Origin of the sequence: Brevibacillus antibioticus (genome assembly GCF_005217615.1) — a bacterium.
Lineage (GTDB): Bacteria > Bacillota > Bacilli > Brevibacillales > Brevibacillaceae > Brevibacillus > Brevibacillus antibioticus.
This window is the reverse complement of the sequence record NZ_SZNK01000001.1, coordinates 22,421-35,271: the sequence shown is the minus strand read 5'-3', so window position 1 is coordinate 35,271 and position 12,851 is coordinate 22,421. Positions and strand designations below refer to the sequence as shown.

Genomic DNA, 12,851 nt, shown 5'->3' with positions numbered 1-12,851 from the left:
AATCATGGACGATTATCGTATGTAGAAAAAAATTACGAAAATACCCAGACGATCACCGACCTCGAAAAGCAATCGAAGCCGATGTTGCCTGGGTACGTGGTGAAGTAGCATTCGCTTATTTTTTGGGGGATTTCGTTGACAAGGAATTGATGATGTTGCCAATAGTCGCAGCATCAAAGCTCTTCTCTGCCATCTGGTACAACTCGTACGTGAATCCTTCATGCTCCCAAATCACGATTCCGTTGGCGAAATATACCTTTTTCCCGCCAATGGTTTCGATCTTGACACCCTCTGTCGTGCTGATGCCGTTTTCGCCACCGTTTGAAATCAACAAGGTAATAAACTCTTTCTCTTTTTTATACTGAATTTCTACCATACCCTCGCCATGAACGACCGTGTTTTTATAGGAATAATGCTCTGACAACCATGTCGGTGCGGGAAAGTCCATTTTGCTGGCCGCGCGTGCTTCTTCCACGGTCATCTGTGGGGGGGCCTTGCGTTCTATAGGTATCTCGATTTCTTGGGTATTGGACTGTGCAGCAGGCAACTCTTTATCATATTGGGTAATTTCCATGTTCCCGACCTGAAAGCGTGCCAAGATCGTCTGGAGCATTCCTTGGGCAAACGATGTAGTCGAGAATGCACCTAACAGGCAAACAACAGCAACAGCACTAACTGTGGCAGCTTTCCATTTATTCGTTTTCATATAGATCCCGTCCTTTTTACTATCATGTAGTTGTATGTTTCCTGATTCCAATTTGAATTTCAACCGATTATATATGGTGGCTTTTGGAGTGGCGTCATCTAGTTCCAGATCAGTAAGCAAGTCGGTGAGTTCACGAAAATCGTCTAGATCATGCTCACTCTTCATAACGGAAGCCCCCTTTTTGCAATTCCATCTGCAGCTTTTTCAAGCATCTGTAGAGCACGACCCCAATATTTGAACCACTGACACCAAGAAGTTCTGCAATTTCTGCGTTTTTAAGACCAGCCGCATATTTCATGGCGATGATATTTCGCTCCTTGTCACTCAGCTTCGCCAGAGCTTGAAATAAGGCTTGATGATGATCGTCGCGGATCACGATGTCCTCCGGTGACGACTTCGGCAAGACCAGATTCAGAATCGAATCCAATGAAAAGCTGATCCTTTTCTTCTGTAAGCGGAAGTAATCTGTCACTGCGTTTCTGGCGATCGCAAACAACCAGACCTCAAAGTTTGATTTATCCGGCGAGAAGCTGCTGTATTTTGAAATTACCATTTCAAACACATGGCTACATATTTCTTCTGCGGCATAGTGATTGTTGATCCGATAGCAAATATATTTGTAGACGCGCTTATAGTACGCACCATAAATTTGGGCAAACGTTTCGGTCGACATGCTTTCTGCATATCTATCGTTTTCTTCGTTTTGGCAGATGCCTGTGTTTACTTGGGCAATCTCCAACTACTTCCCCTCCCTTCTGGATGAAATAAACAAATTGCGCAATTTGTTTGGTTGTGAGCCTCACGATAGTTAATACGGCAAAAGTAGAAATGTATTAACAACGTTTTTCAAAGATCGGAACAAAAAAGCAGGCTGTCAACGAATGACATCCTGCTTTTGGTTCATTTATTTAGCCCAGTGCGGTGGACGCGTGAAAGAAGGTGGCAGCTTGGTGCTTGCATCTCCCTTCGCTGCATTGAGCTGAACCTGCGTGAGAAACAACGTCTCCGTCAAGTTCGCTCCGCTCACATCTGTATCGCGAAAATCTGCACCAATGATGTCAGCTCCCCGCAAATCTGCTCCTCTCAGATCAGCAGCAATCAAATAAGCGCCGCGCAATTGGGCTCCCCGTAAATCAGTGCCTTTGAGCTTGGCACCGATGAGATCAGCGCCTCGGCCGTAGGATTTTCCTTGCTTGCCCCCTTTGTACTTGGCAAGCGCGTCTTTGCGTACCAGTTCACTTGTCCGCAGCAATAGTTCGTTTACCTTTGCTCGATGTAAAGCAACATCCAGCTTCAGAATATCCTCAGGACCACGATCAGTGAGGCTCTGTGTCTCCTCCAAAGCTTCCTTTAATGCAGGATGAAGGGACTGGGCAGCTTGCTTGTTCAACGCCTCTGTTATATACCAGAGCAGCTCATGAAGCTGCCACACGATCGGAAATACTTCGTACATTTGCTTTGCTGATCCGGGTTCTTTACGCCAATCTTGGCCGCCATAAGTGACTTGAGACACCTTTTGACCAGCTCCAAAGCAATCGTAGACAGTACAACCGCGAAAGCCGATGTCTCTCAGCTTTGTGTGAACACCACACCGGAATTCTGCCTGTAAGTTACTACAGGGCTTGCCTGCGTCTTTCTTGATGGCAAAGTCAGAGGAAGCAGCAAAGGGCAATGCCACACAGCACAAGCCAAAGCAGCTTTCACAGTCACCACGAAGGTGGCGGCGACTGTTATCAGTAGTCGATTGGATGTGTTCTTGATGCGTAGCCATATAAATGAACCTCCTGGAAAAAAACACGATTCTCTCGCGTGTGGCGAAAAGAATCGTGCTACTTTTATTGACCGGCTAGTTGAATGCGATTTGAGATTCGATCAGGTAATTCCCAAAGACTTCGACAAAAGCTTCTGCTGTATTATAGCCTTCTTCCAAGGTGTTGTTCGTACCACCGAATTCCAAAAGCAGAGCTCCTCCGGAAATGGACTGATTATACACCCCGTTCCCTTGATTCGAACCTTTCAAGATAATCCCCCGAGACAAACCGGGATAAGAGGCTTCCAGACGGGCGTTCAGCTCTTCCGCCAGCTTTTTGTTCGCCAGATGGTTCGGGTTCGCTGTTCCGATTACAAACAGCATCCGGGAATAGGTTTTACCATTGATCGTGATCGCTACCTTGCTGCGTGGCTCATCACTGTCCCGATGAATATCGAAAATGTACTGCAAGTGCGGACTGGTTGCAGCCGCTGCCGCTACCGCCTTATACGACTCGGAATAAGACATCGAATAGCTTTTATTTTGTTCCCTCAATCTCTGAGCGAAATCGTCCTGGCTCGCCATTGCCGAAATGCCTCTTGCTTGCAACAGCTCACCCAGCCTTTTCCCAACAAGCGTGATGTTGATCTCAGGATCATCTACCGAGCTCCCTTGTTGGTTCCGTGCAACATTTCGCCAAGACTCACGGTTATGGGTGTGATAGATATACACTTTCTCGTTTCCAATCATCCCACTGTTGTACTCGTACGTTGCTCCTGTCGGTGGCAGAGTACCAGCTGGTTGAATCTTCTCTACGATCCACCCCGCGATATAGGCGGTCGAATTGTCTGCCAGCCTGATGAGGTACCAGTCTCCTACTGTTTGGACAACCGGGAATACTTGTCCGGGTTGAACGGTTCCGATTATGGCATGCTCGGTTGTAGGACCGTTGCGGATGTTAGAATCAGGATTTTTGACGCGAACCTGTAGTTCTTTTACCGGAGCGGGCGTTGGAATTGGTGCTGGCGCAGGTGCCCCCGGTGTTGGACTCGGTTGCGGCGCAACGGCCCCAGTCTGTTCAATTGGTTTGAAAATATAGGCATAGGTACCATTAAAGTTGATGGTATACCAGCCATTTGCAAATCCGTAATGGTTGATTGTCATCCCGCCATGGATTTGACCAATAACAGTACCAAGAATATCTGGCTGAGAATAAACTTCATAGCTTTCCGTTAATACAATTGTCCCTTGTCCGAATCCACTCCCTGTATTGGATGGGAGTACAGGAGGGGGCGGGACTGGCATTGTTGTCTGGTCAGGGATTGGCGTTGGTGCCGGAGTTGGTACTGGTACCGGAGCAGGCGCTGGAACCGGGGCTGGTTTTGGTGCCGGTGCCGGTGCCGTTGTCTCCGTCAAGTAACTGGCTTTCACCCAGCCGTTCGTTTGATTAGACAGCTTAATTTGTGCCCATTCCCCTTGCTTTTTCATTTGCAAAAACACACCGTTTTTGTCGATGATCTGCAAAATCTGTGAAGTGGCATTTGGTTCTGCCCGAACATTCAGCATGTCCACATTGCTTTTGACATATTTGATCTGTGGAACTTCTATCATTTTCACATACTTATTATTGACCCATCCAGTATTGCCGTTCGGCAGCTTTACCTGGGTCCAATCTTTTTGCTGCTTGGTGATTGGCAACCGCGTCGCTTTTTGGAGTGTTGCGACAATCTGCGTAGTCGTACCTGGCTCGCTTCGAATATTTAACTGATCGACCGCCACTTCTACATGGGTGGCCGCTCGCGCAATGGACAGAGGCATCAGCAAAATTAGGAAGAAAACAGCTAGCAAGCTGACATTTACTCGTAAAAGCAAGTTCCTCGTTCCCCTCTGTTTTTCTCGATTTTTGGAATATCCAGCTAATAGAAAGAACTTCTCGATTCGTCCGCATATTCCTTCATGTTTTGACATCTTTTACTGTCAAAACAGCAATAACGTCACGATCAGTCTATCTCCTGAAAATAGTGACGTTTTTGCTAGAAAAAAGTTACAGAAAAAAGGATGAAGCGACAAGCTTCACCCTTTGTCTCAACTTTATTTCTTTCCTACCATTTCGCTGCCCAAGCTTCTATCTCCACTTTGAGAGAAGGGACTGCCAATGCCGGGACGTAAGACATGGTCATCGCTGGCGGTGTCCCCCCGTGGAACTTTTCCCACACCTGATTAAAATGCTCCCAATCCATTTGCTCGGTTGCCCATATATTGATTTTGATGATATGGTCCGCAGTTACTGACTCACTTTCAAAATTGCGCAGTATGTTTTGTAACGTGTTTTCTACTTGTTCTTTCATATCTGTCGGCAACTCTCCATGAAGGTCCATTCCTATTTGCCCAGAAAGCACGAGCAAATCGGCTCCTTTTGGAACGACCGTCAGATGTGTATAAGGTCCCATCGGCGGAGCAACTGTACTGGGATTTTTGCGTTGGACCATGGGCTTCACCTTGTCTGTTTGTTCTTCTTTGACAATCGCCAGTGTTTGATGATCTTCCCACCGCCCATTGATTTTCACGTTTTTCTTGGCAATCCCTTCCTTGTGGAAACCAGCTTTTAGCAGCACCTTGATCGAGCCTATATTATGAGGCATCACTCCTGCTTCCAAACGGTGAAGACCTAATGTATCGAAGGCATAGTCAACGACGAGCTTTACGGCTTCCGTCATGTAGCCTTTTCCATTATGCTCTTTGTCCAGGAAGTAGCCGATCCAGCAGCTTTGCAGATTAACTCTTACGACCTCTGAAAGGATGACTTCCCCAATGATTTCATCCTGTCCTTTTTTTACGATGACAAAAGCATATCCTCTGTCTTCTTCTTTTAATGCCATCGCGCTCTTGATCCTGTCGATTTGTCCTTCCAGCGTGTAAAACGTCTCTTCTCTCGTCCCTGTGAAGTTTTGAAAGAAGTCTCTGTTTCTCACTTCAAGCGCCAAGAGGCTCTGTGCATCCGATTCCTGTACCAGTCTTACGTAAATGTTCTCTCCGTTTCCTTGCATACAATCCATCTCCCTTTTTCGAAATAAAAAAACACCACAGGAAATCCTGCGGTGCCCTAAAAAGAAAACCACAGGAAGCGACCTGTGGCGTTTTTCCACTGTATCCTGATGAATCCCACTCCATCAAAGGATGGTCGCTATATCCGTTTTTGGACATACTTCTCCCGTGATTGAGCCAGATCAAAGAAAACAGCGGTGGAGTATCCAATTCCTTTTGGCAAAGACAGTAATGATCTTTTTTTCATGTGGATACCCTCCTTTCCTCTGTTTTTACGTGCATACCATTTCGATATAGAGACGGTCGTAGCAACAACCGTTACATTATTATCCAGAAACTACTCCACAAGTATAGCGGGAAATGACATTCGTGGCAACAGCATCAGTGTCTCTTTTTTCCGTTTCGCCAAAGCATATACACATTCGCAATGGAGGTCAGTACAAGTAGACCCAACAGGATGTTTGTGACAATCAATGTGTTCGTCAAATGCTGAATAGGTGCATGAATCACAGATACAACGCTCATCAGCTTGTTCGGAATATCATTGATCGAAGCGACAAGATTATTGAAATACTGCACATAGTCCCCCAAACCGGAAAACCTCCTCTTGCATACCTTATCCCGTCCATAGCCTTTGATAAAATTCGCCGCCTTACTCCACTGAAGAAGAATAGATCCATTTTTTTGTGGAACAATGAAAAGAAGAGAAGATTTTCATCATTCATAATCTGATTGCAAGAAAGAAGGGAGCTACCTTTATGACGATTCAACGTTTTGTTCGGGAGTCGCGCACGTTCAAGGCAAGCCATGTGCTGCCCCCGGATACGAATAATCACAACACGCTGTTCGGCGGCAAGCTGATGGCGCATATCGATGATGTTGCATCGATCTCTGCCATGAAGCATGCCCGGGGGCCGGTTGTGACCGCCTCGACAGATTCCGTCGACTTTTTGCAGCCGATCCGGGTGGACAATGAGGTTGCACTCGAAGCCTTCGTCACATGGACGCATAACACGTCGATGGAGGTATTCGTCAAAATTGTTGCGGAGGATTTGCTAACGGGCGTACGATGCGTCTGTGCCACATCATTTCTCACGTTTGTAGCGATTGGCGAGGATGGGCGACCTACCCCCGTGCCCAAGATCGTTCCTGAGACGGAAGAAGAAGTATTCCTGCACAATGGTGCTGACGAGCGTGCTGCGGCACGAAAAATCAGGCGCAAGAATAACAAGCATCTCGCGGATATGCTCGGAACGAGACGTCCGTGGGAGCCATTACTGAACAACCCGTAACGCTAAAAGTCCCCTTACCTTTTACAGGCAGGGGACTTTTGGCTGTAGCTTCATACCTTCAACCAGCAGCATGTTAGACAACGCACAAGCGATAGTGGAGAAAGTCATCCGGTGTTTCCGACTCCATGTCATAGGGTTCGAATCCATTTTTCAACAACACTTTTTGCGAAGAGATGTTATCCGGTGTTGTTTTCGCACAGATCATTCTGACATTCAAGTGGGGAGCATGCTCCTCTAAAAAGAGCTTCAGTGCCTGTGAAGCCACTCCTTTTCCAGCAGTATCCTCCCCGACTCGATAACCGAGATGTCCGATTCCTTCGTCTTTCTCGATGTCTACCAAATTCATTCTGCCCAAGATGTCACCCTGGCTGTTTTTGATGAGACCAAAAAACGAGATTCCTTGCGCCTGCTCGTCGAGCAAGGCTTGCAGACCTCGTAAAAAATGGTCATATTGGTAGTAAGCGTCTCCCCTGCTGGGAACCGATTTTTCAAAAAAAACGCGATTGCGCACTTCAAATTGAAACAAGCTGGCTGCATCTTGTATGCTTACTTTTTCGACAGTAATCATCATGAGTACGTATCCTTTCTTGAATCGAGGTGGAATGAATTTGACAGTTGCTTATTTGGAAGAAGGTACGTTTATCGCCTTTATTGCCTTTACGATATTTTTCTTTGTCGCTTACAAGCTCGATCAGATTTCGTTTGTTTCGTTCATTGTGTCCTTGGCCGTCTCGGCTTGCGTTCATGCTGCCTTCTATTGGTTAATTGTAAAATATTGGCCGTTTTTTTAATAGTACGTAAAAAGGCGCAGGCTGAATACCCGCGCCTGTATGTTTATTTGCTCATAGCTTCGCTTCATAGGCCGCAAACAATTGAGCCGCTTGCTTGTTGTACTGGTTGACCAAGCCTTCAATGGCTTTTTGCCACTCGGCTTGTGGGAGCGGCACTCGCAGTTGATTGGCCGGCTTTCCATTCACGATCAGTGCTGTTGCGAGCATTTGCTGTTGTGCTTCACTGAGTGAAGCCGTCGTTAACACCTTTGGCTTGAGTACTTTTTTTCCTTTTAGGGAACGCATGAGCTCTGTTATCAAGATGTGCTGATACTCCGCGTACAAATTCATCGTCATATAGTAGCTCATTCCCTCTCGCACCGGCACAATTCCCCGCTTCTGTGCCCACTCCATCACCTGTGGCGTCGTCATCGCTTGGCTTGTTTTGCCTGTCGCCATGAAATAAGCCACTCGGAACATATCCTCATCACTCATAACAGAGCGGTTCTCATCTGCCTTGACGATTCCCTTGGACACCAGCTCAGCAAGTACCGCCTGCTTGCCTGCATCCTTCGGCAGATTCAAATAAAGCGCCAGATTGGCAAAAAAATGGCTCTCGCTGTTGCCACCAGCTGGCCAGCTATACGGTTTGCCGAAATCGATCAGCTCAAGCGGGCGTTGTCGCATCATATCCGAGTAGACCGTAAACGATTGGAATGTGATCGGACTATAGGAGATCACTGGTTTTTTCGTCAGGAATCTTGTCGCAAACTGCTCTTGACCACCTTGACTGAGATAACCGAACTGGTCTTTGGTCGTGAATACATAAGGCGTCTGAACGTCTGCCTCGCTCCACACTTGTGGGAATACTTTGCTTGTTGGCAAAATCGCCTCATATTTGGCCGCTGTCAGCACCTTTCCTTCCAGCGACATAAGGCCGTACAATCCCGTCTTCTTGTCCTGGTAGGCAATGGCACCCGTCTTGAGATCATATACGTGCATATACTTCATAGACTGATAATCGCCCGTGCTTAAGCGGAGCAACTGTGGTGAATAGACATCCCATCCTGTAGCTGATTGAATCAATACCCGATCAAAATAAGATTCCGTGTGAAAGCCTTTCACGCTAGTGAGCTTGCTTACGAGCTGGTTCCCTTCTTGCGCCCATCCATCCTGCGTGCCATCCAACCGTGCTGTCATCACGATCTTTTGATTTTGTACTATCATTTGGTTTGCATCACGATACACAAAATCGCTCACGGCCTGGAGTTGACCGTCATCGACCTTGATCATCGCCATTCCGACATTCCCCGCTCTCACACCCATCGTGTATACGGAATCAGCAACTTTGATCAAGGTAAGAGGCGGTCCGTCGTTGCCTGACTTCCACACCGCGACTTTGATCTCCGTAGTCAACAGCTTGCCCTCAGGGGTATAAAGATCCGCCCAATCGCGATCCATTGCAACGATGAGATTTGTATCGGAATCCATATAAACATATTGGTAGAGCTTGCTGATCGGTTGGTTCGTCTTGCGGTCCACAATCATCTCGCCTTTTCCCGGCTCATACTTTTTCGTCAAATTATCGGACAACAGATTGGGATTGCCAGCTTCTATTTGTTTCCCACTAATGCTGTATCGCAGCACCCTTCCATCCGGCTCTGTCACCAGCACCTCCCCCGTTACTCCCTCGTGGCGAATGACTCGATTCTCAACAGGAGACAGGACCAAGCCTTCATCTTCAGAATAAAGTCCGATTTTGTTTCCATCCTTTATGCTAAGCATGCTGTAGCTGCCCAGCGTTACATACGAGTCGAACCAAAAATCTGGCTCCTTGACTTCTTTTCCCCAGCCTGGGAGGATCGCCTTTTTCCCATCGCTGCGGACGAGCAAGCGCGCCGCTGGCGGACCTTCTACCCGCGGATACGCAAAGGGGATGACCGTCTCTCCCCCGACTTGGAGGACACCGTACAGATTTGTTTTCGGGTCCTGTCCCAACACGTAGCTGCCATGCAAGTACTGGGCTCCTTTTTTCAATGGATGCGACGTACCTTTAGACCTGGAATAATACGTGATGACATCTCCAGAAACCGTGTAGTACACATCAGGATTGTTATGCTCGAACCCGACTTCATTGTAAATGGGCTCTGCCAGCATCCGTCCATCCTTCCACAGCCCTTGTCCCTTGGGTCCGATCACCTGAAAGTATCCATTGTTCCAAATATAGAGCGCATTGTATTTCGGCTCGAGTACGTACATGCCATTGCGATCAATCAAGCCTTCTTTTCCACCGGATCGCACCTTGAGATATGCAGTGTCAGGACCGCCTTCGTTTGGAATCAATTCTGCTTTTGGCAGTGCAAACAGCTTTTTGCCGGAAGCAGGATCGTACATGATGAGCTCTTTGGGAGTAGTCGCGACGAAATAACGCTTTTTCTCCGCCTCTTTATTTTCCGTCTGATCAGGAGCAACGAGCTGTACCATCGTCAGCTTGCCTGCAACTGGCGGAATCAGCACCTTTCCATCTACATGGATCACCATCGATGATTTTCCCAAGAACATAATCGCTGTCCCCTGCTCATTGGATAAATAATACGGATGCGCCCCAGCAAACTTCATGGTCGATAGCTTGTTCGTCTTCAAATCGATATATTGGAACCAGCCGCCTTTTTGAACAATCGCGATATTTTTGGACTCCGGAATGTCGATATAATCCCAAATCGCGGGAGTTATTTCTTTCCCTGTCCGCGCGTCGAGAATTCCTTTTTTACCGCCCTTTGTTACGATCATGTTTTGGGAAGATCGCTCAAAATCATCATAAATGGCCTGTGTGACCAGCTTGTTACCGTCCGTAAAACCGATTTTGTAGTCTGTTGTATACGGCTGAATCTGGGAAAACGTAGCCGCATGGACAGAAGAAGTCCACGTACTTGCCCCGAGTATGACCGCGGTAACCAGACTCGCGGTTTTTGTTTTTATGTTCATTGGTGATTGGCCTCCCTTGTCAAACATTCCCTTCCTTTGACGCTTCGTAGGGCGAAATAGTTTCGTTGCACTTTTTCAAACAACTGGAACCTTTTCTTTCCGTCCACTCGCTTTTAAGCGTGCTATAATTGTTCACACCGACGCAGTATAATCATCGTATACGGATGGGAGTGCTGAAAAGAGCACTTGGAAAGGATGTTCCCATGAATTTCTTTGCTGCCGCCTTGCAAAAGCCGGATGTAAGACGATTTGGGATTTTGGCGTTGTTTTGTTTGTTGCTTTACTCCTTGGGAAGTATGCTGAACATGGTTTTGCTAACCTTTTTAGTTACCTATTTAATGAATCGGCTGCATCAATACATCACGCGACTCACACACAAAGTCGTACCGATCCATCCCAAGCTGATTCTCATTTTTCTCTATATGTTGCTGACGTTCTTACTCGTTGTGGGTGGGATGAAAGCCATTCCTGCTCTGATTCATCAAACCGGACAATTGTTCCATTCCATCGAGGAAGTATACCATCAAAATCAGAACAATGAGTTTGCCCCCTATCTTATGTCTGTTGTTGGGAAGCTAGATATGAAGGGCATCGTTCAAGGCAGCCTTGATTTTCTCGCAGTGGTCAGAAACGTTGGGTTCAATGTCTTTCTGGCGATTATTCTGAGTTTGTTTTTCCTGCTCGGCAAAGACAATGTCGTTACGTTTACCGCTCAATTTCGCACGAGCAAATTATCCTGGCTATACAGCGAAATCGCCTACTTCAGCCAAAAATTCATCCTGACCTTTGGCAAAGTAATCGAAACACAGCTGTTGATCGCCTTATTCAATACGACCTTCACCGTCATCGGTCTATGGATCATGGGCTTTCCGAATCTATTGGGACTCGCGATCATGGTCTTCATCCTGGGGCTCATTCCGGTTGCAGGTGTCGCCATCTCATTGATTCCGCTCAGTGCCATCGCTTTTAGCGTTGGTGGTATCCCAACCGTTGTTTATTTGCTCGTTTTCATCATGTTGATTCATGCGCTTGAGGCATATGTGTTGAATCCTCGCCTGATGGCGACGAAGACTCACTTGCCGATTTTCTACACGTTTGTCGTTCTGATCTTTTCCGAGCATTTCTTTGGAGTATGGGGACTGATTGTTGGGATTCCATCCTTTGTTTTCTTGCTGGACATCTTAGAAGTGAAGAAAATGGAACAGCCCCCTACCAAAAATAGATCCGTTCCAAAAGATATACAAGTCAACACGTGACAGATGGACATAGAAAAGGAGCCCCTCATGAAAAGGGCTCCTTTTTCCTTTATTCTCCCTCAAACCATTTGAGCAAAGCTTGTGTGCCGCTATCAGCCTCGCCGTTTGCTGCCAGTTCTTCATAGAGCGATTTGGAGAGGGCGAGTCCTGGTGTCAGCAGCCCCATTTCCTCCGCTGCTTCCAATGCGATTCCCATGTCCTTGATAAAATGTTTGACGTAAAAGCCAGGGGCGAAGTTGCCCGCGATCATGCGCGGCGCCAGATTCGACAGCGACCAGCTGCCTGCCGCACCCGCTCCAATGCTCGTCAGCACTTTCTCCGGGTCCAGACCTGCTTTTTTCGCATACGCGATCGCTTCACACACACCGATCATGTTCGTCGCAATGCAAATCTGGTTGCACATTTTGGTATGCTGACCTGCACCTGGTCCCCCCTGCAACACGACGTTTGTCCCCATGATCGTAAACACGGGCTTCATCGCCTCAAATACTTCCTGATCACCGCCAACCATGATGGTCAGTCGCGCTTCACGTGCCCCAACATCTCCACCGGAGACAGGCGCATCCAGGGAATACAGCTCATGCTTTTTGGCTTCCTCATAAATATGTTTCGCCAGCGACGGCTTTGATGTCGTCATATCGATCAAATAAGTGCCCGGCTTCGCATTTGCCACAATTCCATCCGCGCCGAGATACACTTCCTCGACATCAGATGGATAGCCGACCATAGTAATGATGACGTTTGCCTCTTTTGCCAGCTCACTGACCTGTTCCTTCCAAATCGCGCCGGCTGCCAGCAAATCTGCCGCTTTTTCCTTTGTACGCGTGTACACCAGCACTGTATATCCTGCTTGCAGAAAATGGTTTGCCATGCTTTTCCCCATGACACCCGTTCCTACAAATCCAATGATTCTTTCACTTACAGGTAAAGCCATGTGACCCACTCCTTCGTTTCTCTCTTTTCTATTCTCTCGACAATTGTACTTCTCGAATCTATCCGAATATTCCTGCTACGCGTCTTTTGTGTTTAACTGGGAAAAGGGACATA

General features: G+C 47.2%; 12 protein-coding genes. 3 read left to right on the top strand and 9 right to left on the bottom strand.

Annotation, left to right across the window (positions count from 1 at the left end; all coding sequences use genetic code 11):
* Positions 1-115: 115 nt before the first annotated feature.
* From E8L90_RS00190 to E8L90_RS00165, 6 genes are all read right to left on the bottom strand, one after another.
* Positions 116-871, bottom strand: coding sequence for a hypothetical protein (locus tag E8L90_RS00190; protein ID WP_137027481.1), 756 nt, complete (start codon positions 869-871; stop codon positions 116-118).
* Positions 861-1,445, bottom strand: coding sequence for a sigma-70 family RNA polymerase sigma factor (locus E8L90_RS00185; protein WP_137027480.1), 585 nt, complete (start codon positions 1,443-1,445; stop codon positions 861-863). Before E8L90_RS00185 ends, E8L90_RS00190 begins: the two co-directional genes overlap by 11 nt.
* A gap of 165 nt (positions 1,446-1,610) precedes the next feature.
* Positions 1,611-2,477: a pentapeptide repeat-containing protein gene (locus tag E8L90_RS00180; RefSeq protein WP_137027479.1), complete on the bottom strand. Its 867-nt coding sequence runs from the start codon at positions 2,475-2,477 to the stop codon at positions 1,611-1,613.
* A gap of 75 nt (positions 2,478-2,552) precedes the next feature.
* A complete protein-coding gene (spoIIP, locus tag E8L90_RS00175) occupies positions 2,553-4,328 on the bottom strand; it encodes a stage II sporulation protein P (protein WP_137027478.1) in 1,776 nt (591 codons plus the stop codon).
* Positions 4,329-4,558: 230 nt separating this feature from the next.
* The gene (locus E8L90_RS00170) at positions 4,559-5,503 is read right to left on the bottom strand and encodes a GNAT family N-acetyltransferase (RefSeq protein ID WP_137027477.1); all 945 of its coding nucleotides are present in this window, start codon (positions 5,501-5,503) and stop codon (positions 4,559-4,561) included.
* 379 nt (positions 5,504-5,882) lie between these two features.
* Positions 5,883-6,092 carry a hypothetical protein gene (locus E8L90_RS00165; protein ID WP_041749598.1) on the bottom strand — a complete coding sequence of 70 codons (210 nt, stop codon included), beginning with the start codon at positions 6,090-6,092 and terminating at the stop codon, positions 5,883-5,885.
* A 167-nt stretch (positions 6,093-6,259) separates the two neighbouring features.
* On the opposite strand from E8L90_RS00165, the gene E8L90_RS00160 reads away from it, so the two are divergent.
* Positions 6,260-6,793 carry an acyl-CoA thioesterase gene (locus E8L90_RS00160; RefSeq protein WP_137027476.1) on the top strand — a complete coding sequence of 178 codons (534 nt, stop codon included), beginning with the start codon at positions 6,260-6,262 and terminating at the stop codon, positions 6,791-6,793.
* A 73-nt stretch (positions 6,794-6,866) separates the two neighbouring features.
* Here E8L90_RS00160 and E8L90_RS00155 read toward each other — a convergent pair whose 3' ends face one another.
* A complete protein-coding gene (locus E8L90_RS00155) occupies positions 6,867-7,364 on the bottom strand; it encodes a GNAT family N-acetyltransferase (protein WP_137027475.1) in 498 nt (165 codons plus the stop codon).
* Between the two features lie 37 nt (positions 7,365-7,401).
* Between E8L90_RS00155 and E8L90_RS00150 the strand changes: the two genes are divergently transcribed.
* Positions 7,402-7,584, top strand: a complete 183-nt coding sequence (locus E8L90_RS00150) for a hypothetical protein (RefSeq protein ID WP_137033197.1) — start codon at positions 7,402-7,404, stop codon at positions 7,582-7,584.
* Between the two features lie 51 nt (positions 7,585-7,635).
* Here E8L90_RS00150 and E8L90_RS00145 read toward each other — a convergent pair whose 3' ends face one another.
* Positions 7,636-10,548, bottom strand: a complete 2,913-nt coding sequence (locus E8L90_RS00145) for a WG repeat-containing protein (protein ID WP_137027474.1) — start codon at positions 10,546-10,548, stop codon at positions 7,636-7,638.
* Positions 10,549-10,751: 203 nt separating this feature from the next.
* Between E8L90_RS00145 and E8L90_RS00140 the strand changes: the two genes are divergently transcribed.
* Positions 10,752-11,804: an AI-2E family transporter gene (locus E8L90_RS00140; RefSeq protein WP_137027473.1), complete on the top strand. Its 1,053-nt coding sequence runs from the start codon at positions 10,752-10,754 to the stop codon at positions 11,802-11,804.
* A gap of 49 nt (positions 11,805-11,853) precedes the next feature.
* Here the strand turns inward: E8L90_RS00140 and E8L90_RS00135 are convergent, their stop codons facing one another.
* Complete coding sequence (locus E8L90_RS00135) at positions 11,854-12,738, bottom strand: NAD(P)-dependent oxidoreductase (protein ID WP_137027472.1); 885 nt, start codon at positions 12,736-12,738, stop codon at positions 11,854-11,856.
* Positions 12,739-12,851 lie beyond the last annotated feature (113 nt).

Bases quoted from the DNA above. Each gene is read 5' to 3' on its own strand.
- E8L90_RS00135 (WP_137027472.1), bottom strand. From the start codon at position 12,738: ATGGCTTTACCTGTAAGTGAAAGAATCATTGGATTTGTAGGAACGGGT.
- E8L90_RS00190 (WP_137027481.1), bottom strand. From the start codon at position 871: ATGAAGAGTGAGCATGATCTAGACGATTTTCGTGAACTCACCGACTTG.
- E8L90_RS00170 (WP_137027477.1), bottom strand. From the start codon at position 5,503: ATGCAAGGAAACGGAGAGAACATTTACGTAAGACTGGTACAGGAATCG.
- E8L90_RS00145 (WP_137027474.1), bottom strand. From the start codon at position 10,548: ATGAACATAAAAACAAAAACCGCGAGTCTGGTTACCGCGGTCATACTC.
- E8L90_RS00160 (WP_137027476.1), top strand. From the start codon at position 6,260: ATGACGATTCAACGTTTTGTTCGGGAGTCGCGCACGTTCAAGGCAAGC.
- E8L90_RS00155 (WP_137027475.1), bottom strand. From the start codon at position 7,364: ATGATGATTACTGTCGAAAAAGTAAGCATACAAGATGCAGCCAGCTTG.
- E8L90_RS00180 (WP_137027479.1), bottom strand. From the start codon at position 2,477: ATGGCTACGCATCAAGAACACATCCAATCGACTACTGATAACAGTCGC.
- E8L90_RS00140 (WP_137027473.1), top strand. From the start codon at position 10,752: ATGAATTTCTTTGCTGCCGCCTTGCAAAAGCCGGATGTAAGACGATTT.